The 23,082-nt window shown below is 34.0% G+C and carries 18 protein-coding genes; 10 read left to right on the top strand and 8 right to left on the bottom strand.

Going from position 1 to position 23,082, the window contains the following annotated elements; genetic code table 11:
* Positions 1 to 167: 167 nt before the first annotated feature.
* The 7 genes from FGM02_RS10660 to FGM02_RS10630 all read right to left on the bottom strand — a co-directional run bounded on the left by FGM02_RS10660 (position 168) and on the right by FGM02_RS10630 (position 7,638).
* A complete protein-coding gene (locus FGM02_RS10660) occupies positions 168 to 866 on the bottom strand; it encodes a GNA1162 family protein (RefSeq protein ID WP_139958366.1) in 699 nt (232 codons plus the stop codon).
* Positions 866 to 1,216: a DUF4810 domain-containing protein gene (locus FGM02_RS10655; RefSeq protein WP_139958365.1), complete on the bottom strand. Its 351-nt coding sequence runs from the start codon at positions 1,214 to 1,216 to the stop codon at positions 866 to 868. The genes FGM02_RS10660 and FGM02_RS10655 overlap by 1 nt, the downstream gene beginning before the upstream one ends.
* Positions 1,213 to 1,545: a hypothetical protein gene (locus tag FGM02_RS10650; protein ID WP_139958364.1), complete on the bottom strand. Its 333-nt coding sequence runs from the start codon at positions 1,543 to 1,545 to the stop codon at positions 1,213 to 1,215. Before FGM02_RS10650 ends, FGM02_RS10655 begins: the two co-directional genes overlap by 4 nt.
* Positions 1,542 to 2,480: a CsgG/HfaB family protein gene (locus tag FGM02_RS10645; RefSeq protein ID WP_139958363.1), complete on the bottom strand. Its 939-nt coding sequence runs from the start codon at positions 2,478 to 2,480 to the stop codon at positions 1,542 to 1,544. The genes FGM02_RS10650 and FGM02_RS10645 overlap by 4 nt, the downstream gene beginning before the upstream one ends.
* A gap of 145 nt (positions 2,481 to 2,625) precedes the next feature.
* Entirely contained in the window at positions 2,626 to 5,967 is a 3,342-nt protein-coding gene (gene gatB/aspS / locus FGM02_RS10640; protein WP_139958362.1) for a bifunctional amidotransferase subunit GatB/aspartate--tRNA ligase AspS, read from the bottom strand.
* Entirely contained in the window at positions 5,967 to 7,367 is a 1,401-nt protein-coding gene (locus FGM02_RS10635) for an amidase family protein (protein ID WP_139958361.1), read from the bottom strand. The genes gatB/aspS and FGM02_RS10635 overlap by 1 nt, the downstream gene beginning before the upstream one ends.
* Before the next feature lies 1 nt (position 7,368).
* Positions 7,369 to 7,638: an Asp-tRNA(Asn)/Glu-tRNA(Gln) amidotransferase subunit GatC gene (locus FGM02_RS10630; RefSeq protein WP_208021506.1), complete on the bottom strand. Its 270-nt coding sequence runs from the start codon at positions 7,636 to 7,638 to the stop codon at positions 7,369 to 7,371.
* 490 nt (positions 7,639 to 8,128) lie between these two features.
* Between FGM02_RS10630 and gyrB the strand changes: the two genes are divergently transcribed.
* The 7 genes from gyrB (at position 8,129) to obgE (ending at position 18,685) form a co-directional block, all read left to right on the top strand.
* Positions 8,129 to 10,069 carry a DNA topoisomerase (ATP-hydrolyzing) subunit B gene (gyrB, locus tag FGM02_RS10625; protein ID WP_139958360.1) on the top strand — a complete coding sequence of 647 codons (1,941 nt, stop codon included), beginning with the start codon at positions 8,129 to 8,131 and terminating at the stop codon, positions 10,067 to 10,069.
* Positions 10,070 to 10,494: 425 nt separating this feature from the next.
* On the top strand, positions 10,495 to 12,081 hold the full coding sequence (locus FGM02_RS10620) for an LTA synthase family protein (protein WP_243739390.1): 1,587 nt from the start codon (positions 10,495 to 10,497) through the stop codon (positions 12,079 to 12,081).
* Between the two features lie 188 nt (positions 12,082 to 12,269).
* Positions 12,270 to 13,196, top strand: coding sequence for a malate dehydrogenase (locus FGM02_RS10615; protein WP_139958359.1), 927 nt, complete (start codon positions 12,270 to 12,272; stop codon positions 13,194 to 13,196).
* A gap of 276 nt (positions 13,197 to 13,472) precedes the next feature.
* The gene (secDF, locus tag FGM02_RS10610) at positions 13,473 to 16,460 is read left to right on the top strand and encodes a protein translocase subunit SecDF (RefSeq protein ID WP_139958358.1); all 2,988 of its coding nucleotides are present in this window, start codon (positions 13,473 to 13,475) and stop codon (positions 16,458 to 16,460) included.
* 93 nt (positions 16,461 to 16,553) lie between these two features.
* A complete protein-coding gene (gene hpt / locus FGM02_RS18370; RefSeq protein ID WP_166461165.1) occupies positions 16,554 to 17,090 on the top strand; it encodes a hypoxanthine phosphoribosyltransferase in 537 nt (178 codons plus the stop codon).
* A gap of 6 nt (positions 17,091 to 17,096) precedes the next feature.
* Positions 17,097 to 17,669: an adenylate kinase gene (locus FGM02_RS18365; protein ID WP_166461164.1), complete on the top strand. Its 573-nt coding sequence runs from the start codon at positions 17,097 to 17,099 to the stop codon at positions 17,667 to 17,669.
* Positions 17,670 to 17,692: 23 nt separating this feature from the next.
* Positions 17,693 to 18,685 carry a GTPase ObgE gene (obgE, locus tag FGM02_RS10600; RefSeq protein ID WP_139958357.1) on the top strand — a complete coding sequence of 331 codons (993 nt, stop codon included), beginning with the start codon at positions 17,693 to 17,695 and terminating at the stop codon, positions 18,683 to 18,685.
* Between the two features lie 55 nt (positions 18,686 to 18,740).
* Here obgE and FGM02_RS10595 read toward each other — a convergent pair whose 3' ends face one another.
* On the bottom strand, positions 18,741 to 19,217 hold the full coding sequence (locus FGM02_RS10595) for a hypothetical protein (protein ID WP_139958356.1): 477 nt from the start codon (positions 19,215 to 19,217) through the stop codon (positions 18,741 to 18,743).
* 146 nt (positions 19,218 to 19,363) lie between these two features.
* On the opposite strand from FGM02_RS10595, the gene FGM02_RS10590 reads away from it, so the two are divergent.
* The 3 genes from FGM02_RS10590 (at position 19,364) to FGM02_RS10580 (ending at position 23,080) form a co-directional block, all read left to right on the top strand.
* A complete protein-coding gene (locus tag FGM02_RS10590) occupies positions 19,364 to 19,864 on the top strand; it encodes a DUF456 domain-containing protein (protein WP_139958355.1) in 501 nt (166 codons plus the stop codon).
* A 264-nt stretch (positions 19,865 to 20,128) separates the two neighbouring features.
* Positions 20,129 to 21,826 (top strand): lysine--tRNA ligase, encoded by a 1,698-nt coding sequence (gene lysS / locus FGM02_RS10585; RefSeq protein WP_139958354.1) that lies wholly within the window; start codon positions 20,129 to 20,131, stop codon positions 21,824 to 21,826.
* Positions 21,827 to 22,009: 183 nt separating this feature from the next.
* Positions 22,010 to 23,080, top strand: a complete 1,071-nt coding sequence (locus tag FGM02_RS10580; RefSeq protein WP_139958353.1) for a tyrosine-type recombinase/integrase — start codon at positions 22,010 to 22,012, stop codon at positions 23,078 to 23,080.
* The last annotated feature ends 2 nt before the right edge of the window (positions 23,081 to 23,082 follow it).

Below are 23,082 nucleotides of genomic sequence, written 5' to 3'. Positions count from 1 at the left end.
CACCACCAAATATTTTTTGTATTGAATTTCATTTTGTTGTTTTACATTGCAAAAATAAGGTAGATTTTTAAATTGACCAATTTTTGAGCCTAAAAATATTCCTTTCCTTATTTCAAAACAAAAAGCCATTCGAAAATGGCTTTTATAAATTCTATTTTATGTCAATTCTAGTAGGTTGAATTGCTATTTAAATTTACAGAAAATTCTTTTTTTCCTGACATTTGTGTTCCGTCTACTTTGTTATAAGGACTGTATTTTCCTGCCGGAAGATCACCAAAGGTATATTCATTACAAGCTCTAGCTACAGAAACATATTTCGTAGCCGCCGTATTAATTGCCGTCGCTGCCAAACTTACAAGCGCTCCCATAAGTCCACCCCCACTTGAAGAAATTGACGTATTGTAGGTTACATTTCCTATTCGGGTATAAAGGACTTCGTTTGTTCTTGTAGATTTTATAATGTACTCTACTTTCACGTAAACATTTCCTCCAAGCTTGTGTTTTTTCCACTCATGAATAATCGTAAAGACTGCTAAATCTGCTCCAAAAACTTCACCAAACTTTGCCAAACTTCCATTTAAAAACAATTCTGCGTCGTATGCGCTCTCTTTTTTCAAAATTTCCATCGACATAAATGGAGGAATTACATAATAGCCCGCATTTGCAATAGGCGTATATAAAGTAGAATGAAAATATTCTTTAGAATCTACATTGTTACTTTTATTAATGGGTGGCATCAACAAAACAGAAACAGGTTTTTGTTCATACATTCCCTTGTACGCTGTGGCTTTTGTAATTCTTGAACTTGTTGCACAACTAGAAAGCGTGATCGTTATTAGACTTAGTACTACGAATATCTTTTTCATTATTCAATCATTTTTAAAATTCGTTCTACAAAAATCTTTGATTCTGGATACATGGCTATTTCAATTGCCAATAATTCTTTTCCTTCTTTTACTTTGTTGTTTTTAATCAACAAAAAACCATAATCGGCATATACGCCAGGAGGCACTTCTTTTCTTATCGATTTTCCCTTTTTATGATTGTCGATAATTTTTTGATATGTCAAGCCAAGTTTATCGATGGATTCTTGATCGTTATTTTTTAAATAATTGTAACTATCTCTTTCATAAGTCGACCAATAATAAAGTGGTGTTTTTGCACCACATGAGGCAAACATAAAAGCGACAACTATTAGTCCCATACTTTTTTTCATGGCAGTGTAATTGTTTTTGTTTCTTGTGAAGAAGTGAAAATTGTTTTGCTGTAAAGCGTAGTATTCTTAAATTTTATTTCCAATTTATGCTTCCCTGTTGGAATGGTATATTTTGTTTCTCTAGGCAATTTGCCATTTGCTTTGCTAACCTCAGCTTTAAAGCTAGATTGGTCATCTAGTATAACATCTACTCCTTCTTCGTAAGTTTTAGCATCTCCAAAAACAACTAAAAAACTTTCGTTTTCAAGTCCTTTAGTAACCGTCTTAATTCCTGTACAACTAGCAGTGGCAAACAAAATACCAACCACTAAAATTAATAGCTTTTTCATTTTATTTCTTTAATTTGATATTTATTAATACGGCTGTTATCAATACTTCCTTCAACAACAGAAACTACAGAATATTCATTCTGAACAGTATCTCCTCCTGTCAATTCAATTTTAACTTTTGCAATTTTCTTACCTGGCAATTCAATAAACATTCCTGTTTGTGGATTCTTAATTTTTTTTCCAGCTTCAACGACATCAAAAACATCGCCTACTTTTAATCCTTGAGAAACACCACCAGAAATTAAAATTCCATCTTCAGAAGCACTCAAGATAAAAGACTTCCAAGGTCGATCCATGCAATTGTTAATTACATTTTCCACCAATTTTGAAATCGCACCTGAAATAGCTTTATCACTCAATGTTGCATCAAAATCAGCGCTTTCGCCAAGACCAATAACTGTTTTTGTTGTTGTTTCAGCCGTCCCTTTAGCTTCTTCAGAATAAATAATTTGCCCTGTAGAAACATCTACAAGTCTAATATTTAAACCTGCTTCAACAGTTTGTGTTTTACTGTTAGAAAACACATGCGTATCGCCTGTATTTTTTCTACCATATTCTGTTATAGAACCAATAATTAAATAATCAGCACCAATTTTTTGAAGTCCTTCACTGCCTTGCAATTTCATTTCTTCTAAAATCTTATCCATATCTTGTCGTTCTAGCAAAATAAATTTATCGCTAGCAGCCAATTTGGTCGCCAAAATATCGGAAGCTTGTTTCCCTAATGGGTCGTTACTTTTGTCGTAAAAAACACCTTTTGCATATTGAGTTTCATTTGAAAAACGAGCAATAGCCACTTTTCGTTTGAGCACTTTTACTTTTTCAACAATAGGCTCAGGAGTACTTTGAACTTGCGGAACCGTTTGCACTACTTTTTGCTGAACCGAACACCCAACAATCAATAAGACCAAAAGTCCGTAGAAATAATTTTTCATGATTTTCAATTTTTAAATATGCCGCAAATATAAAGCAATTTTAGCGGTCTACTTTTACCGCTTCTTTATATTTTATTTTAAAATGAAGTCAAAAAAAAAGCTATCCAAATTGGACAGCTTTTTTAATATGATAAAATGACTCAAACTATTTTCTCATAATTTTCACATTCATTTCTTCTACTTTTTTATCTGATAATTGCGAAGGACTTCCAAATAATAAATCTTCAGAACTTCCAGTTTTAGGGAAAGCCATTACCTCTCTAATAGAAGCTTTTTTCTCTAAAATCATCATCAACCTATCTACTCCCCAGGCAATACCTCCGTGTGGTGGTGCTCCATAATGGAAAGCTTCATACATCGTACCAACACTTCTCATCATCCCTTCTTTATCGTAACCCATATTTTTATAGGTAGCTTCCAATATTTCTGGTTTGTGTGCACGAACAGATCCTCCACCGATTTCATATCCATTTAAAATCAAATCGTATTGTTGAGCGATGATACTTCCAATCTCCTCTTCTTTACCATTCATATGCTTGTCTAAGTCGTACATAGCCGGCATAGAGAAAGGATTGTGTGTAAATGTCCAACGTCCTTCATCCGTTTTTTCAAACATAGGGAAATCAACCACCCAAGCAGGGTGTAATTCCTTAGGATTGATCAAACGCAACATGGCACCCATTTCTTGACGAACAGCATCCAATGCTTTGTTTGCCGTTGCATAATCTGCTGCAGAGAAAAATACAATATCTCCTACTTGTGCATCAGTTGCTGAAATAATTCCTGCCGCAATTTCTTCTCCTAAGAATTTAATAATTGGCGACTGTAAATCGTTTTCATTGACAATAATATAAGCCAATCCACCCAATCCGTGATCTTGTGCAATTGAAGTCAATTTTTCAATTTGACCTTTAGACATACGTTTGTTTCCTTGCTCTTTGGCAGAAACTTTGATACATTTTACAATTCCACCTTCTTCAATAGGCTTGCTAAATACCTGGAAAGTTGTGTCTTTTACAATCTCCGTAATATCTTGCATTACCAATCCGAAACGTAAATCTGGTCGATCACAACCATATTTATCCATCGCATCTTTGTAGGTAATGACCTCAAAAGGTTTTAAAATCCATTTTTTACCATAGATTTTTTGAACAATCTCGTTGAACATTGTTGTATTCAAATCGATTATTTGCTGCATACTTGCATATGCCATTTCAATATCTAACTGTGTAAATTCTGGCTGACGGTCACCACGTGAATCTTCATCACGGAAACAACGCGCTATTTGGAAATATTTTTCAAAACCACCCACCATCAACATTTGCTTAAATTGCTGTGGCGCCTGTGGCAATGTATAAAACGAACCTGGTTGTTTTCTTGTAGGAACAATAAATTCTCTTGCTCCCTCATCGGTACCTGCCGTTAAAATTGGCGTTTCTATTTCTAAGAACTCCTGTTCGTCTAAAATATCACGCATCAACTTAATCACTCTATGTCTGTTTACCACAGCTCTTCTTACATCTTCATTTCTGTGATCTAAGAATTTGTATTGGAAACGTACATTTTCACTGGTACGTGTTGCTCTTTTTATTTCAAAAGGCAAAGTTCTAGACAAGTTTAAAATCTCCAATTCTGAAGTTTCTAACTCAATTTTTCCTGAACGCAAACCTGCATTGTAATCATCTTCTTTACGTTGAACGATAACACCTGTAACTGTAATTACAGATTCTGATTTCAACTTTACCAACTCATCTAAGTTTGGAAAAGATTCTCTACTCAAACGAACTTGTAAGATTTCATTGCTAGAATCACGTAAATCAATAAAAATCAATTCACCATGATCACGTACACTTGATACCCAACCCGCTAAAGTTACTTTTTCTGAAATGATATTTTCTGATAATTCAGAAATTTTATGTGTTCTATATTCTTCTTTGATGATCAAAGGAATGGTAGGAAGAATTTCTTCCTCCTTGGCCGTTAGCTGTTCGCCATTAGCCTTTACTTCTTCTTTTGAACCAGTACCCTGAACTTGTGAAAGCGTAGAATTATCAATTTGGACTCCATCCAAAATTCCCTGACGAATTACTTTTCCTGAAGCACCTTTACCAATAATTGCGATCACCTTTCCAACAAGAATTCCTGCTTTTCCTTGGTTTCCGTTTTTAATATCATTGGCTACCGCTTCATTTTCTGCAATTACTTTTTGAATTGCTTCTTGAATCTGAGCTTCAGAAATGGTATTGTCTGCAAAATATTTTTTATAATCAAAAGAAGCATCCGCTAACAATGATTTGATTCCGTTTTGAACCAAAACCACCGTTACTTTTTCTGCTTTTAACAAAGAGAAAATGGAGATCAAATCCTCTACTTTTTCAACTTTAGCATAGTCTTCTGGTTTGATATTATTTGACAATGTTTTTGCGACAAATGAAGGATCATTTAACACTTCATTAATCGAAACAAAAGTCTCAGAACGCAAAGAATCTGCCGTAAAGAATTTGGCATCCTGTGGCAAAACACCACCTTCAATTAAAATTGATTCAACAGCATAAGGCAATACACTTTTGTCTACTTTTATCTTATTGACAACCTCTTTAATTGAAACAAATGGCAAATCAGGCTCAGAGATAAAACGGTAATCCGCTTCAAACTCCTTTTTACGCATGGTTTTTGTTTGCTTCAAATCCGCATCCCATAAAACTGTAGTTTGATCTGGGCGAAATTCTTTATGCTCCGTATAGTAATTCAGTTGTTTTTCAATCTCTTCTCTCAAAGCATCCACCATAAACTTAAACGAATTCAAGTTTTTAATTTCCGTTCTAGGATTTAATTCCGTACTTCCTTTTTTACGTAAAGAAACGGATACATCAGATTTGAACTCCCCTTTTTCAAGATTGGCTTCTGATATTTTTAAATTCTGAACAATACGTTGAATGTACTGTGCATAGGTTGAAGCATCTTCAATATTACGAACACATGGTTCTGTAACTATTTCAATCAAAGGAACACCGGCCTTGTTAAAATCTACCAAAGAAACTTTCTTCTCGTGCATTAACTTGGCTGCATCTTCCTCAATATGCACCTGTGTCAACTCCACAGTAAACTGCGAACCATCATTACGGTAACAAGAAACTTGTCCGTCTGGAATCACAGGATTGTGAAATTGTGTAATTTGAATATTTTTTGGATTATCTGGATATTCGTAATGTTTACGATCCCATGAAATAACCTCATTTGAAAATGTGGAATTCACCGCCTTCCCAAAATAAATTGCTTTTGTAATCGCTTCTTTATTTATAGCTGGTAAAACCCCCATTTGCCCTGTACAAACAGAACAAATATTTTCGTTTGGTGTTTCTATTTCTTGATTTGGACAAGAACAAAATAACTTGGTTTTGGTATTCAATCGAACGTGTGTTTCCAATCCGATGACCAATTCTAAATCGTGCGCCTCAATAGCCGCGTTTAACTGTTCTAATTCCATTATAGTGTATCTTTTAAGAAGTTAGCAAACTTCAATACCGTTGCATCATTATTTTTGGCTGCAGTAACTTGCATCCCTGTCACTGTTCCTTGAGGTACAGTTAACGTTGGTAGTTGTCCTAAACTAAAACCTACCGTGTAAGCATCTGACAAATACATCGCCAAAGGATCATTTAAACTATCTCCAATTTTAGGCGGACTTGCCGGTGTTACTGGTGATAAAATCACATCTACTTCTTTAAAATCTTTGTCGAAATTTGCAGAAATCTGATCTCTTAATGCCAAACCTTTTAAGTAAATAGCATCAGAAAAACCTTGAGATAAAACTTGATTTCCTCCTACAATTCTTCTTTTTGTTTCTTCTGAAAAATTTTCTGAACGTGTAATTGAATAGGTATCTTTTAAGTTTTCACCCTCTATCCTATTTCCATAATTTGTTCCATCTAATCGAGACAAATTGGAAGCCGTTTCAGCCATTGCTAATGTATAATAGGTAGAAACCAAAGTATCAGATTTAAAGAAATCCAATTCTTTTACTTCAATTCCTTTTGCTTTTATTTTTTCAATACTTGCTAAAAAATCAGCTTTTACCTGTGGGGCAATTGCTTCACTTTCAATAAAGTTTTTAAAGTAGCCTACCGTTTTAATTTCTTTTGATTCTAAAACAGAAGCTTCTGAAATTTCTTCAGAAACATAACTTGTTTGATCTCTTCCATCTTTTCCACTCATTACATTCAAAACAATTCGAATGTCTTCAATAGATTTAGCCAAAGGACCAACACAATCCGTTGAAGAAGCATAGGCCATCAAACCATATCGAGAAATTCTTCCGTAACTAGGTTTTAAACCATATATATTATTGTAACCTGCTGGCTGACGAACAGACCCTCCTGTATCTCCTCCGATAGAAAAAACGGTATATTCTTTGGCTACATTTACTGCAGAACCACCACTAGATCCTCCACTTACCAATTCAGGATTTATTGCATTTTTCACCGCTCCAAAAATCGTATTCTCAGAAGAAGAACCATGACCAAAACTATCACAATTTTCTTTTACCAAAGGAATAGCGCCTGCATCTAATAATTTTTGAATGGCAGTTGCTGTATACGCCGATTTGTATTTCTTCAACAAATCAGAACTAGCCGTTGTATAGGTTCCTTGAACCATGTACACATCTTTAATACCAAAAGGAATTCCTTCTAGCAAACCAATTTCTTCATCATTGGCAATCTTCGCATCTACCTTAGCTGCCAAATCTAGCGCCAATGTATCTAACAACGAATTGACCGAATTGTACGTGTTTTGTTTTAATAACTCCAATTTTTCTTGCACCAAAGCAGTACAAGTTATCTGTTTAGACACCAATTGTTGGTGTATTTTTTTTATCTGAGACTCCATGTTAATCTTCTATAACTTTAGCAACAACTAAATACCCATCCTTCTCGTTCGGAAAATTCTCTATAATTATTTGCTTTTCAATTGCTGAACTTTCTATAACAACATCTTCTCTTAAATCATCTAAAGAAACCGCATTATTATGGACATTAACAGCAGCATTATTATTTGTAGGATGTGCATTTTTTATCACATCAAATAATTGATTGACCGCTTCTGACGGTTTTGCTCCTTTAATACTCGACAAGACGTCGACTGTCATAATTTTACTCATCTTTATCTATTTAGTTTACAAGTCAAACTTTTAAGTCGGCAAAATTACGAAAGTTTTAGCGGAGTTGGAAGGGATTCCTCTTGAAAAAAAATACGGCTATAGATTACCAAATCTAACAAGTCTAAGAGACTTGTTAACTTTAAATTAAATTCATTTTAAACAAAGCATTCGTTTACTCTTTTAAATGTAAATCTCATTTTAAAATTTTAAAAAAAACAAAGCTAACTTTATCAAACTTGACGTTTTCCTCCAATTTCAAAAAGCTGAAATTTAACCGCTAATCCATTTTTGTTATTTTCAAAACAGCCGAGTTACACAAGAAATAAACTTTCTTATTTAAGGTGTTTTTTAGACGATTTAAGGCGTTTTTGTATTTATCAACAATTTTTAAAGTTTTAAACAAATAGCTTTTTAAAAACGCTTATTTAATTATATTTGTTTGGCTCGTTTTTGAACAGCATAAAAAACAAAACTAAACACATTATATATAATGAGTAATATAGAAGACAAACAACAGTATTCTGCGGATAGCATCCAAGCCCTTGAGGGAATGGAACACGTTAGAATGCGTCCTTCCATGTATATTGGAGATGTTGGCGTAAGAGGTTTACACCATTTGGTATACGAAGTTATTGACAACTCCATTGATGAAGCACTAGCAGGACATTGTAACAATATTGATGTTTTTATCAACGAAGACAACTCTATTACCGTACTAGATGACGGTCGTGGAATTCCTGTTGACATGCACAAAAAAGAAGGAGTTTCAGCCTTAGAGGTTGTTATGACTAAAATTGGTGCCGGAGGTAAATTCGACAAAGATTCTTATAAAGTTTCTGGTGGATTGCACGGTGTAGGTGTTTCTTGTGTAAACGCATTGTCAGATCATTTAAGAGCTACGGTTTTTAGAAATGGTCAAGTTTACGAACAAGAATACTCTAAAGGAAAGGCTTTATACCCTGTAAAATTAATTGGAGATACTGATAAAAGAGGTACAGAAGTAACTTTTACACCAGACAAAACTATTTTCCAACAAACAACAGAATACAACTACGATACCTTAGCTGCTCGTTTAAGAGAATTATCCTACCTTAACAAAGGGATTGTTATTCATTTAACAGACAAAAGAAATCAAGATGATGAAGGAAACGACATCAAAGAAACATTTACAAGTTCTGAAGGATTAAGTGAATTTGTTAGATACTTGGATAGTACACGTGAGCAATTGACTGCAAGTGTAATTTCAATGGAAGGTGAGAAAAACGGAATTCCTGTGGAAGTCGCCATGGTATACAACACTTCTTACTCTGAAAACTTACATTCTTATGTAAACAATATCAATACACATGAAGGTGGAACACATCTTTCTGGATTCAGAAGAGGACTGACGGGTACTTTAAAGAAATACGCAGACAACTCGGGTTTACTTAAAAACCTAAAATTTGATATTGCTGGTGATGATTTCCGTGAAGGATTGACAGCTATTGTTTCTGTAAAAGTTCAAGAACCACAGTTTGAAGGACAAACAAAAACAAAACTAGGAAACAGAGAAGTTTCTGCCGCGGTATCACAAGCAGTTTCTGAAATGTTAACGGATTACCTAGAAGAAAACCCAGGTGATGCAAAAACAATTGTTCAAAAAGTAATTTTAGCAGCACAAGCTAGACACGCAGCGCGTAAGGCTCGTGAAATGGTGCAACGTAAAACCGTTATGTCTATTGGCGGACTTCCTGGTAAATTATCAGATTGCTCTGAGACAGACCCAGAACAATGTGAGATATTCCTTGTCGAGGGAGATTCGGCAGGTGGAACAGCGAAACAAGGACGTGATAGAAATTTCCAAGCCATTTTACCTTTGCGTGGAAAAATTTTAAACGTTGAAAAAGCAATGGTTCACAAAGTTTTTGAAAACGAAGAGATCAAAAACATGTTTACCGCTTTAGGAGTAACTATCGGAACTGAAGAAGATAGCAAAGCTTTGAACTTATCAAAATTAAGATACCACAAAGTAGTCATCATGTGTGATGCCGATGTCGATGGTAGTCATATTGCAACGCTAATTCTTACTTTCTTCTTTAGATTTATGAGAGAGATGGTAGAGCAAGGCTATGTATATATTGCAACACCGCCTTTATATTTAGTAAAAAAAGGACAAAAGAGAGAATACGCATGGGACGACGACCAGCGTGATTTGATTGCTACAAAACTAGGAGGATCTGTGAATATACAACGTTATAAAGGTCTTGGAGAAATGAACGCAGAACAATTATGGGACACAACCATGAATCCTGAATTCAGAACCTTAAGACAAGTTGTTATCGACAGTGATGTTGAAGCAGATAGAGTTTTCTCTATGTTAATGGGAGACGAAGTACCACCTCGTAGAGACTTTATTGAAAGAAATGCCAAATACGCAAATATTGACGCATAACATTCAATAACGACTTATTACATATATAAAGGACTGCTTTTCCCAAAAAGCAGTCCTTTTATTTTTTAAGAACTTTTTTCATCCTCATAATTCAATTCGTTTTTTTTAACGAGATTTGCAAAAAAAATAAAAATATGCAGTCCTTGAAAAACAGATTATTATTCAATTTAAATTATTTCAGTGTTTGGGTACTGTTTTTTATCATTGCCAGATTTACTTTTTTAGCTTTTTACGCCAGCAAAACTGCAGAACTAGATTTTACTACCTTTCTACAAATACCCATTTACGGATTCAAGTTAGACCTAGCCTTTAGTGCATACCTTGCTAGTATCCCCTTTTTACTTATCACTATTAGCTCTCTTTTTAATTCGACTACATTTCTAAAACACATACTAAAGACCTACACCTATATCTTTATTGTTCTAATGATTTTATTATTGCTATTCGACTTGGCTTTATATGGCCCGTGGGGAATACGACTTGATGCAACTCCTTTAACCTATATCAATACCCCAGGAGAAATGCTAGCTTCTGTCCCAACTCTTGAACTTTATTTAACGATTGGCGCATGGATACTTAGCTCCATTTTTTGCGGCATCATTTTCAACAAAGTCATTAACAAAGGATTTTCAAGCTTTGGCAAAAAATCAATTTGGAATTTCCCTATTCTTCTACTCACCACAGGTTCCCTAGTTATTATCATGCGTGGCGGACTTCAAAATACCCCCATCAATCACAGCAATGTTTATTTTTCTGATAAAATGTATGCAAATCATGCAGCCATAAACTACGCTTGGAATTTTGCCAATGCCGTTAGCTCTAATAGTTACGACATGACAAATCCGTTCCTATTATCACCAATAGAAGAAGCTCAAAAACTGATTCAACAAGAAAACGAATTAATAAACAATGCCCCGATAGACTCAAGATTTACAACTATTTTAAACACAGACAAACCCAATGTCATTTTAATCATTTGGGAAAGTCTTACCGCCAAACTAGTTGGAGCATTGGATGGAGAACCCACCGTTACAGAAAACTTAAACCAACTTTCAAAAGAAGGCTTGTTCTTTACGAACTTCTACGCTAATGGAGACAGAAGCGACAAAGGTTTGGTTGCCATATTAAGTGGCTATTTCCCGCAAGCACACAAAAGCATCATCAAATCACCAAGCAAAACCAGAACGCTTCCTTCTTTATTTAAAGAAATGGAGAAACTAGGTTACAACACCTCTTTTTACCATGGTGGCGACTTGAGTTTTGGAAATATGAAAACCTACTTAAGATCTGGTGGAGTAGATTACTTTGTTGACGAAAGTGATTTTGATAGCAAAGACCACAATTCAAAATGGGGAGCCCATGACCATGTGCTTTTTAACAAATTCTCAAAAGACCTTGATCGTGAAACTACAAAACAACCATTTTTCAAAACCCTATTTACACTATCCAGTCATGAACCTTTTGAATTTCCAGACAGCTATAAATTTGGAAAAACCACAGACACAGACAAATTCAGAAGCTCCCATGCCTATACCGACAAAACCATTGGAAATTTTATTGCGCATGCAAAAAAACAAACTTGGTGGAAAAATACATTGATTGTAATTATGGCAGACCATGGACACGCACAACCAAAGCACGAAGGTGCCTTTAACAGTCCGAAAAAATTCCACATACCCATGTTATGGATAGGAGGTGCACTCAATAAAACAAGCGAACAAGTAGACACTTTTGGATCACAATCTGATTTCCCATATACTTTACTTTCTTTACTAAAAGGAGACACCACTAAATTTGAATGGAGCAAGAACATTTTTACAAGTTCAAAAAACCACTATGCGCACTATATATTCAACCGTGGATTTGGAAACATCAGTAAAGACAATGTTTTTGTATACGACTACCTAAGTAAAAAAGAAATCATTTCAACAGGAAACAATGCAAAAAAACATGAAGACTTAGGAAAAGCGATCACTCAAAACAGCTACCAAGATTTCTTAGAAAGAAAATAATTTTTCATTTACTAAAGTGATAAAAATCATAGGAAATAAATAACATATCCTCAATACAATCCTACTGATTTTAAAGCTTTAAGAGTTGCTGTTTTTTCAGAAATCTATCTACCAAAAGCATGTTTATTTAGCTATTATTTAGTAATTTTACTTCAGAGATTTAAGTAAAACATCTAAATATAAACAAAATGAAAGTTACCGTTGTTGGAGCAGGTGCTGTTGGTGCAAGTTGTGCTGAGTACATTGCCATCAAAAACTTTGCAGCTGAGGTTGTAATAGTAGACATTAAAGAAAATTACGCAGAAGGAAAAGCAATGGACCTTATGCAAACAGCTTCTTTAAATGGATTTGATACAAAAATTACAGGAAGTACAAATGATTATACAAAAACAGCAAATAGCGATATTGCCGTAATTACAAGTGGTATTCCTCGTAAACCAGGAATGACTCGCGAAGAATTGATCGGAATCAATGCTGGAATCGTAAAAACGGTATCTCAAAATATAATTGCACATTCTCCTAACGCAATTATTATTGTTGTGAGTAACCCAATGGACACGATGACTTATTTGGCACACAAAGCAACCGGTTTACCTAAAAATCAAATTATTGGTATGGGTGGAGCTTTAGACAGTGCTCGTTTTAAATACAGATTAAGTGAAGCTTTAGGAGCACCAGCCTCTGATGTTGACGGAATGGTTATTGGTGGTCATAGTGATACAGGAATGATTCCTTTGACAAGATTAGCAACTAGAAACTCTGTTCCAGTTAGCGCATTTTTATCAGAAGAAAAACTTGGACAAGTAGCCAAAGCAACCATGGTTGGAGGAGCTACATTAACAGGAATGTTAGGAACATCAGCATGGTATGCACCAGGAGCAGCAGTATCTGCTATGGTTCAAGCAATTGCATGTGACACGAAAAAAATATTCCCTTGTTCTACTTTGCTAGAAGGAGAATATGGATTGAATGATTTATGTATTGGAGTACCAGTAGTACTAGGTAAAAACGGTATTGAATCAATTGTAGAAATTGAATTAAGCGACGCTGAAAAAACAAAATTAGGCGAAAGCGCTGCTGCAGTTAAAAAGACAAATGCTCTTTTAGAATTGTAAGTCGATATTCCATAAAATTAATGAAGAGCAACTCCAAATGGAGTTGCTCTTTTTTTTATTAAATTTTTATCGTTTTTCACGAAAATGACAAAAGCAGAAAACACAAATTTTTAGAACAAAATTCTAAAACAAAAAATGCAATAAACCATCGAAAAGCATAGAAATAACAAGCTAATTAGATATAAAGCAAGTATTTAAATATAAGACAGCAAAAAATTGCCTTTTCTTATTTGAAATACTATATTTGCACGTTTATAAAATTTAAGATTAAAAAGAATGCAAAACAAAGGACTCATAAAACTATTCGCTATCCTTTTTGGAATCGTTAGTTTGTACCAACTTTCATTTACTTGGTTAGCTGGTGGCGTTGAAAAAGACGCAAAAGAATATGCGATTGCGCATGCAGAAGATGAAAATGATGGACGGGCTCTTGCAAAATTCGAAAGAATCTATTTAGATTCAGTTGCCAATGTTCCTGTTTTCGATCAATTCGGTGTAACTTTTAGCTACAACGACATCAAAGACAAAGAAATCAATTTAGGACTTGACTTAAAGGGAGGAATCAACGCAACTTTACAAGTATCTGTAAAAGATATCTTAATTGGACTTTCAAACAACTCTAAAAACGCAGTTTTCAATGAAGCTTTAAAAGCAGCTACCATTGCTCAAAAACAAAGTACTGCACCTTATTTAGATTTGTTTTTTACTGCATTTGATGAAATCAGCAAAGGAGATGTGAAATTAAACGCTCCTGATATTTTTGGAAACAAAACGCTTCGTGAGAAAATCAATTTCCAAAAAACAGATACTGAGACTAAAGAAGCTATTCGTTTAGAAATTAGTAGCTCAATCAACACTGCTTTTGAGGTATTAAGAAGTAGAATTGATAAGTTTGGGGTAACACAACCAAACATTCAACGTATTGGTAACTCGGGACGTATTTTAATTGAATTGCCTGGAGCTAAAGATATAGAGCGTGTAAAGAAATTATTACAATCTACTGCTGAATTACAATTTTGGGAAGTATACTCTAACCAAGAAACAGCACAATTCTTATACACAGCTAATTTAAAAATCACTGAACTTTTAAAAGCACAAGAGTCTACTGAAGAAACGCAAAGTGACGCTAAAAAAGAAGGAAGTGATATTGACGATTTATTAGGAGAAGTTAAAGATTCTACAGCTACTGATGCAGCACAAGTAAATAATCTATTTAGTGTTTTGTACCCTAGAATTCCTAGAAGTCAAAATGAAATTTCTTCAATTATTGGATCGGCTTCTGTTATTGATACAGCAAAGGTAAACCAATATCTTTCAATGAAAGAAGTTAGAGATCTTTTGCCAGCAGAATTAAAGTATGTTAAATTTTTATGGGACGCAAAACCTATTAAAGATACTGAGGTTATTAATTTATATGCTATTAAAGGAAACAGAAAAGATATCGCTCCTATTCAAGGAGACGTTATTGTAAATGCTTCTCAAGAATACGATCAATTAGGAACAAAACCTGAAGTAAGCATGACCATGAACTCTAGAGGTTCTAAGTTATGGGCAAAAATGACTACTGAAAATGTAGGGAAATTTGTTGCCGTGGTTTTAGATGACTATGTGTATACTGCTCCAAGTGTAAATACAGCTATTACAGGAGGAAGAACTTCTATTTCTGGTAACTTTACTGTATTAGAAGCGCAAGATTTAGCAAATGTATTAAAAGCAGGTAAATTACCAGCTGCAGCACATATCATCCAATCGGAAATTGTAGGTCCTTCTTTAGGACAAGAAGCTATTGACAGCGGAATGATTTCATTTGTATTGGCTTTGATTTTAGTATTGGTATGGATGGTATTCTATTACGGAAAAGCAGGTATCTTTAGTGATATTGCTTTGGCAGTAAATATTTTATTCATATTCGGAATTTTATCTGCCTTTGGAGCCGTGTTAACATTGCCTGGTATTGCAGGTATTGTATTAACAATTGGTATGTCGGTTGATGCGAACGTTCTTATCTTTGAACGTATCAAAGAAGAATTGGCAAAAGGTAAAACCTTAAAAGAAGGAATCAGTGACGGTTTTAACAACGCATTGTCTTCTATTTTAGATGCAAATATTACGACTTTATTAACAGGTCTTATCTTATTTATATTCGGAACTGGTCCTGTAAAAGGATTTGCTTCTACCTTAATGATCGGTATTGCTACTTCTTTATTTACAGCTATTTTTATTACAAGATTATTTATTGATGCTTATTCTGGTAAAGGACAAACATTGACATTTAATACTGGAATTACTAAAAAATGGTTTACAACAATCAATGTTGATTTCTTAAAGAAACGTAAATCAATGTACATCGTATCTGCTATTATTATTGTCGTTGGTTTAGGATCTTTGTTTACAAACGGATTGAACTATGGAGTTGATTTTGTTGGAGGACGTTCTTATGTTGTTCGTTTTGAACAAGCAGTAAGCCCTACAGAGGTTGCAAGTAACTTAAAAGAAGTATTTGGAAGTTCTCCTGAGGTAAAAACTTATGGAGCTAGCAACAACTTAAAAATCACAACAAAATATAGAATTAACGAAGAAGGACCTAAAGTAGATGAAGAAGTGCAAACGGCTTTATTTGAAGGTGTAAAATCTTTACTACCTGACGGAACTACTTTAGAAGAATTCAACGGAGGGTTTGACGCACAAAAAGTCGGTGTATTTAGCGCTGTTAAGGTAGAACCTACCATTGCAGATGATATTAAAACGGCTGCTCAATGGGCTATTATCGGATCTTTATTAGTTGTTTTCTTATACATCTTATTGCGTTTCAAAAAATGGCAATATAGTTTAGGAGCTGTTGCTGCTGTATTCCATGATGTATTAATTGTACTTTCTATATTTTCTATTGCTTACAAAGTAATGCCTTTTGATATGGAAATCGGACAATCATTTATTGCGGCAATTCTAACCGTGGTTGGATACTCATTGAATGATACCGTGGTTATATTTGATAGAATTAGAGAATATGCAAACCTACATGAAAACTGGAAATATAGTGATGTAGTAAACAAAGCATTAAGTAGTACCTTAGGAAGAACTATCAATACTTCTTTAACTACCTTAATTGTTTTACTAGCTATCTTCACATTTGGAGGAAATTCTATTAGAGGATTTATGTTTGCATTGATTATTGGAGTTGTAGTAGGTACCTACTCTTCTCTATTTATTGCATCACCAATTATGTTTGATACTTCTGAAAAAGCAGAAGAAAAAAAGAAATAATATACGAGGAAACTCTGTAGCAAACCGTCCCAAATTATTTTGTGGACGGTTTTGTGTTATTTCAAGTAAAAATAAATTTAGTACCCTTGCAAAATGAAGTCAGCTAAACTTTACGATAAAAGTTTTGATTGTTTTATAGAAAGTAAAAAAATAAACTTAGCCGTTAAACGCTTGGCTAAAGAAATTAAAACAGATTTACAGGAGGAAATTCCATTATTTATTGGCATCCTCAACGGCTCTTTTATTTTCACTGCAGATATTATGAGGTCTTATGAAGGGAATTGTGAAATTTCTTTTTTAAAATTGGCTTCTTATGAAAAAACAAGTTCCACAGGTATTGTGAACCAGTTAATAGGTTTAAATGAAGATTTAACCAATAGAACGGTTGTTATTTTAGAAGATATAATAGATACTGGCACGACACTTCAAACAGTGTACGACCTCCTAAAAAAGGAACCAGTAAAGCAATTAAAAGTGGCAACACTTTTCTTTAAACCAGAAGTTTTCAGAAAAGAATTGCATATCGACTATGTCGGTTTTTCCATCCCTGATCATTTTATTGTTGGGTATGGTTTGGATTATGATGGATTGGGAAGAAACCTTCCAGATATATATAAATTATCAAATTAAAGCAACATGAAGAATATTGTATTATTCGGCCCTCCTGGAGCAGGAAAAGGAACTCAAGCAGATGTATTAAAAGACAAATACAACTTAGTACACATTTCTACAGGTGATGTATTTCGTTACAACATGAAAAACGATACGGAACTTGGCTTATTAGCAAAGTCTTATATCGAAAATGGAAACTTAGTTCCTGACGAAGTAACCATCAACATGTTGGAAGCAGAAGTAGAAAAAAATCCACAAGCTAACGGATTTATTTTTGACGGTTTTCCAAGAACGGAAGATCAAGCTGCCGCACTAGATGCTTTTTTAGCAAAAAAAGATGCGACTATTAACGGTATGGTTGCTTTAGAAGTTGAAGAAGATATCTTAGTAGGACGTTTGTTAGAAAGAGGAAAAGTTTCTGGACGTGCGGATGATCAAGATGAAGCAAAAATTCGCAATAGATTCAACGAATACAATACTAAAACGGCTATTGTAAAAGACTATTACGAAAAACAAAATAAATATTACGGAATTAACGGAGTTGGTTCTATTGCCTCTATTACCCAACTAATTTCTGACGTAGTAGATACTTTATAAGTACTTACTAAATTATAGAAAACATGACAGAAGGAAACTTTATTGACTATATTAAAATCTACGCAGCATCTGGTGATGGTGGAGGTGGATCTACACATTTACACCGTGAAAAATTTATTACCAAAGGTGGACCCGATGGTGGTGATGGTGGACGTGGAGGACATGTAATACTAAAAGGCGATAAAGGAATGTGGACATTACACCACCTGCGCTTTTTAAAACATAGTAGAGCAGACCATGGTGGAAACGGTAGTAAAAGTAGGAGTACAGGAAAAGATGGTGCTGATAAATACATACCTGTTCCCTTAGGAACCATTGTGCGAGATTCAGAAACACAAGAAATCCTTTTTGAAATTACTGAAGATGGTGAAGAAAAAATTTTAGTTGAAGGTGGTATGGGAGGTCTAGGAAACTGGAACTTTAAATCATCTACCAACCAAACACCTAGATATGCCCAACCGGGTATGCCTGGTATTGACGGTTGGTTTCAAATGGAATTAAAATTATTAGCCGATGTAGGATTGGTTGGATTTCCAAATGCAGGAAAATCTACTTTATTAGCAGCCATTACCGCAGCAAAACCTAAAATTGCTGATTATGCTTTTACAACCCTAAAGCCAAATTTAGGAATTGTTGATTATAGAAATCATCAAAGTTTTGTGATGGCGGATATTCCTGGAATTATTGAAGGTGCTTCTGAAGGAAAAGGTTTAGGACATCGTTTTCTAAGACATATTGAACGTAACTCTGCATTATTGTTCTTAATTCCTGCAGACTCAGACGATATAAAGGCTGAATACAAAGTCTTGCTAAATGAATTAAAAAAGCACAATCCAGAACTTTTAGATAAAGAACGTTTTTTAGCAATTTCTAAATGTGATATGTTGGACGACGAACTAAAAGAAGAACTCGCAAAGGAACTTCCAGAAGGTGTTCCTAGTTTATTTTTCTCTTCCGTAGCACAAATAGGATTGATGGAGTTGAAAGACAAAATTTGGGCATTGCTTAATAATTAATAAGTACCATTTAAATAATAAAAAAGGAGATACAATTGTTTTGTATCTCCTTTTTCTATTCTATCTGAATAACAATCGGTATCTCATATACCGTTTTTACAGGAATTCCTCTTTTTTGTGCAGGAAACAGTTGAGGCAATGTTTTTACACTTCTTCGGATCAAACTATCCAAACTAGGTAGCTGTTTTAAAATCAAATCACTGGCTTCAATTTTCACAACCGTAGACTTCCCTAAGTTATCAATTTCCAATTTTACTTTCACCACTTCATTAATGCTTTCACTTACCTGAAACGTTTGCGTCAATAAGGTACTGGATAAATGCGCATACAATTCTTTTGTAAAGCATCTATTTTTACGATCCAAATCTAAAATACTATCGCAACTAGCAAATGCAGGAAACTGATCTACCTTCCCAAAATCAACCACCGTATCTAAAGAAACAGGACTCAACTTAGCTCCAATATTTTTTTGTAAAAATTCACAGGACACCAACGTAGAAAACACAAAAATAAGAAGTACTCTTTTAAACAAAATTTGCTACTTTAATTATTGGTGAAATTACGACAATTAAATAGATAATAAAACACCTGAAATAGACCTGATTAACCTTAAAATGGTACAATTGCATACCCCACTTTTAATTCAACAAAAAATAAACTTACTTTGCATAAAAAACAATGGATATTATTTTAGCGATACTAGGGTTTCTTTTTATAAGTTTAGGAATCATAGGCTCCTTTCTTCCCGTATTACCGGGGCCACCTACAGGTTGGGTTGGACTTCTATTATTGCACCTTACCGATGCTATACCTACTAACTGGAACTTTTTATGGACTACCTTATTTATTGCCATACTAGTGACTGTTTTAGATTATATCATTCCAATACTAAGTACAAAAAAATTTGGAGGCACAAAAAAAGGTGTTTGGGGCGCCACCTTAGGATTGATTGTTGGACTTTTTTTTGGCCCCATCGGAATCATTGCAGGCCCCTTTTTGGGAGCATTCTTAGGTGAATACTTAGGCAACCCAAAACAAACAAAGCACGCTTTTAAAGTAGCTGTTGGTTCGTTTATAGGATTCTTGTTTTCAACAGGACTAAAACTTATTGTGGGAATTGTGTTTTGCTATTACTTCTTTGCAGATCTATGGGCCTTCAAAGCTGATTTTTTTTCCTAATAAGACAAAAAAAAAGCAACCCTATTTAGGGAAGCTTTCCACTGGTTTCAACAAAAACCACGATGCTTTTTTCTAAAAGCATCAAAACAACACATGGCAAATATAGGCAAATTACAACGTTTAGCAAAAATTATTAACTATCAAAACCAGAATAAATAGCTATTAAATTGGTGCATAGAAAGTTTGGCTTTTATTATTTCTAATTCACTTTTCATTCGGTATCTTTGCAAGCTATAAAATTCATTATCTTAAATAAAACGAACCATGCAATTATCAGAACAAGAAATTGTAAGAAGAGAAAAGCTTGACAAATTAAGAGCTTTGGGAATCAACCCTTATCCTGCGGATTTATTTCCTGTAGATATTTATTCTAAACAGATTAAGGAAAATTATGTAGAAGGGAAAAAAGTTGTTCTTGCTGGACGTTTAATGCGAAAGAAGATTCAAGGAAAAGCTTCCTTTGCAGAAATACAAGATGCGGAAGGAAGAATTCAAATCTATTTAAATAGAGATGAAATTTGTCCGGATGAAGACAAAACTTTGTACAATGATGTTTTTAAAAAATTATTGGACTTAGGAGATTTTGTTGGAATTGAAGGTGTGTTATTTAAAACACAAGTAGGTGAAATTTCAGTAAAAGTAAGCACTTTTAAATTATTGAGTAAAGCTTTAAAACCTTTGCCTTTACCAAAAACGGATGCCGAAGGAAAAACATACGATGAATTTAACGATCCTGAATTGCGCTACCGTCAGCGTTACGCCGATTTAGTAGTGAACCCACATGTAAAAGAAGTATTTGTAAAGCGTACAAAGTTATTCAACGCCATGCGAAATTTCTTTAACGAAGCTGGATATTTTGAGGTAGAAACGCCAGTTTTGCAACCTATTGCAGGGGGTGCATCAGCAAGACCGTTTATCACACATCACAATTCATTAGACATTCCGTTGTATATGCGTATTGCCAATGAATTGTATTTAAAACGATTAATTGTTGGTGGTTTTGATGGGGTGTACGAGTTTTCTAAAAACTTTCGTAACGAAGGTATGGACAGAACGCACAACCCAGAGTTTACGGCCATGGAAATATATGTGGCTTATAAAGATTACAACTGGATGATGGAATTTACCGAAAACTTGTTAGAGCATTGTGCACTAGCAGTGAACGGAACTACAGATGTTGTTTTTGGAGAACATGAAGTTAGCTTTAAAGCGCCATTTGCAAGAATTACCATGGCAGATTCTATCAAACATTTTACAGGTTTTGATATTACCGGTAAAAATGAAGATGAATTAAGAGCTGCGGCCATAGAGATGGGTATTGAAGTTGACAATACCATGGGGAAAGGAAAGTTGATTGATGAAATGTTTGGAGAAAAATGTGAAGGAAATTACATTCAACCAACCTTTATTACCGACTATCCGAAAGAAATGTCTCCCTTATGTAAAGAACATAGGGACAATCCTGAATTAACAGAGCGTTTTGAGTTAATGATTTGTGGTAAAGAAGTTGCCAACGCCTATTCTGAGTTGAATGATCCAATAGATCAAAGAGAACGTTTTGAAGCGCAATTGAAACTAGCAGAAAGAGGTGATGACGAAGCATCAAACTTTATTGATGAAGATTTCTTACGAGCCTTAGAATACGGAATGCCACCTACATCTGGTTTAGGAATTGGAATGGACCGTTTGATCATGTATTTAACCAACAATCAATCAATTCAAGAAGTATTGTTCTTCCCTCAAATGAGACCAGAGAAAAAAGCTTCAACAGTTGAATTGAATGAGGAAGAGAAATCTGTATTGGCAATTATAGAAAAAGCTGAGAAAATCGGGTTATCGGATTTAAAAACCAAATCAGGATTATCAAATAAAAAATGGGACAAAACCATTAAAGGACTGACTAAGAACAATTTGGCATCTGTAAATAAAACAGAAGAAGGTTTATTTGTAGAGTTGGTTTAGTTCCAATTATCATATCATTATAACTTAGTACTTATTAAGTACCTAGTTTATACTCATCATAGGTTGCCACTCGGCAACCTATTTTTGTTGCAGATAATAGCAGATAACATACTAAATAGTGTCACTTATCTGTCACTTGAGTCGTTATTATCTATTAAATTTAGAACACTAAAACAAAATGATATGTCAGTAAACTTAAGAATAAGGTACATTGGTAATAAATCATTATCTAAAAAAAATCGTCCTTATAAAAAACAACTAGATTATATCTCTGACGGTAAAAGGGCAAGAGAAACCGTAAAAGATATAACCTACTACCCTACCGACTCCAAAGAAGAAAAAAAACAAAAAGATAGAATAGTTGAAACAGTAAGGGCTAAACTAGAAATCGAATTAGGTAATAAAAAAAATGGTTTGGTATCAAGACAACTACAAAAAGCCAATTTTATTCTATACTTTGAGAATTTCGGTAATACTAAAGATGGAAACACTAAATCAACTTGGGACACTACCTTAAAACATTTAGTAGAGTTTCAAGGTAAAAGGTTAACCTTTGAAAATATCTCTAAAAATTGGATTGAAAATTTTATTATTCACTTAAAGGAACAAAATCTTTCTAATAATTCTATTGTAACCTATATCAATAAAATAAACGCAACTCTCAATAAGGCTATTAAGGATAATATCATAGTCGAAAACCCTATGAGATATATAGAAAGACCTAAAAAAGAAGAAACCGAAATTGTTTATTTGACTAAAAAAGAAATTCAAAAAGTAAATGACACTCCCTTTTGGGATAATGAATCAAAGAATGCTTTTTTATTCAGTTGTTATAGTGGATTAAGGGCTTCAGATATTAAGGCTTTAAAATGGACTGATATAAAAGATAACACTATTCAACTCAAACAGAAAAAAACAAAAAACATTGTTCGAATACCCTTAAACCAAACTTGTAATAATATATTATTAAACCAAAAACATAATAAGGAATCCGTATTTAATCTTTCTGAACATATCTGTTCAATGAATAGAACTATAAAAAAACTTATTAAATTAGCAGAAATAGACAAAAAGGTACACTTTCATTGTGCACGACATACATTCGCAACCTTATTAGTTAGTTCAGGAATTAATATATTCACAGTATCAAAACTAATGGGTCACAAGGATATAAAAAGTACACAGGTATATGCTAAGGTAATTGATGAAGAAAAACAAAGGGCAGTAAACAGTATGTTGAATTTAGAATTTTAGAT

Source organism: Flavicella sediminum, from assembly GCF_006381105.1.
GTDB classification, from domain to species: Bacteria; Bacteroidota; Bacteroidia; order Flavobacteriales; family Flavobacteriaceae; genus Flavicella; species Flavicella sediminum.
The sequence above is the reverse complement of the archived record's forward strand: the minus strand, read 5'-3'. Positions and strand labels throughout refer to the sequence as shown.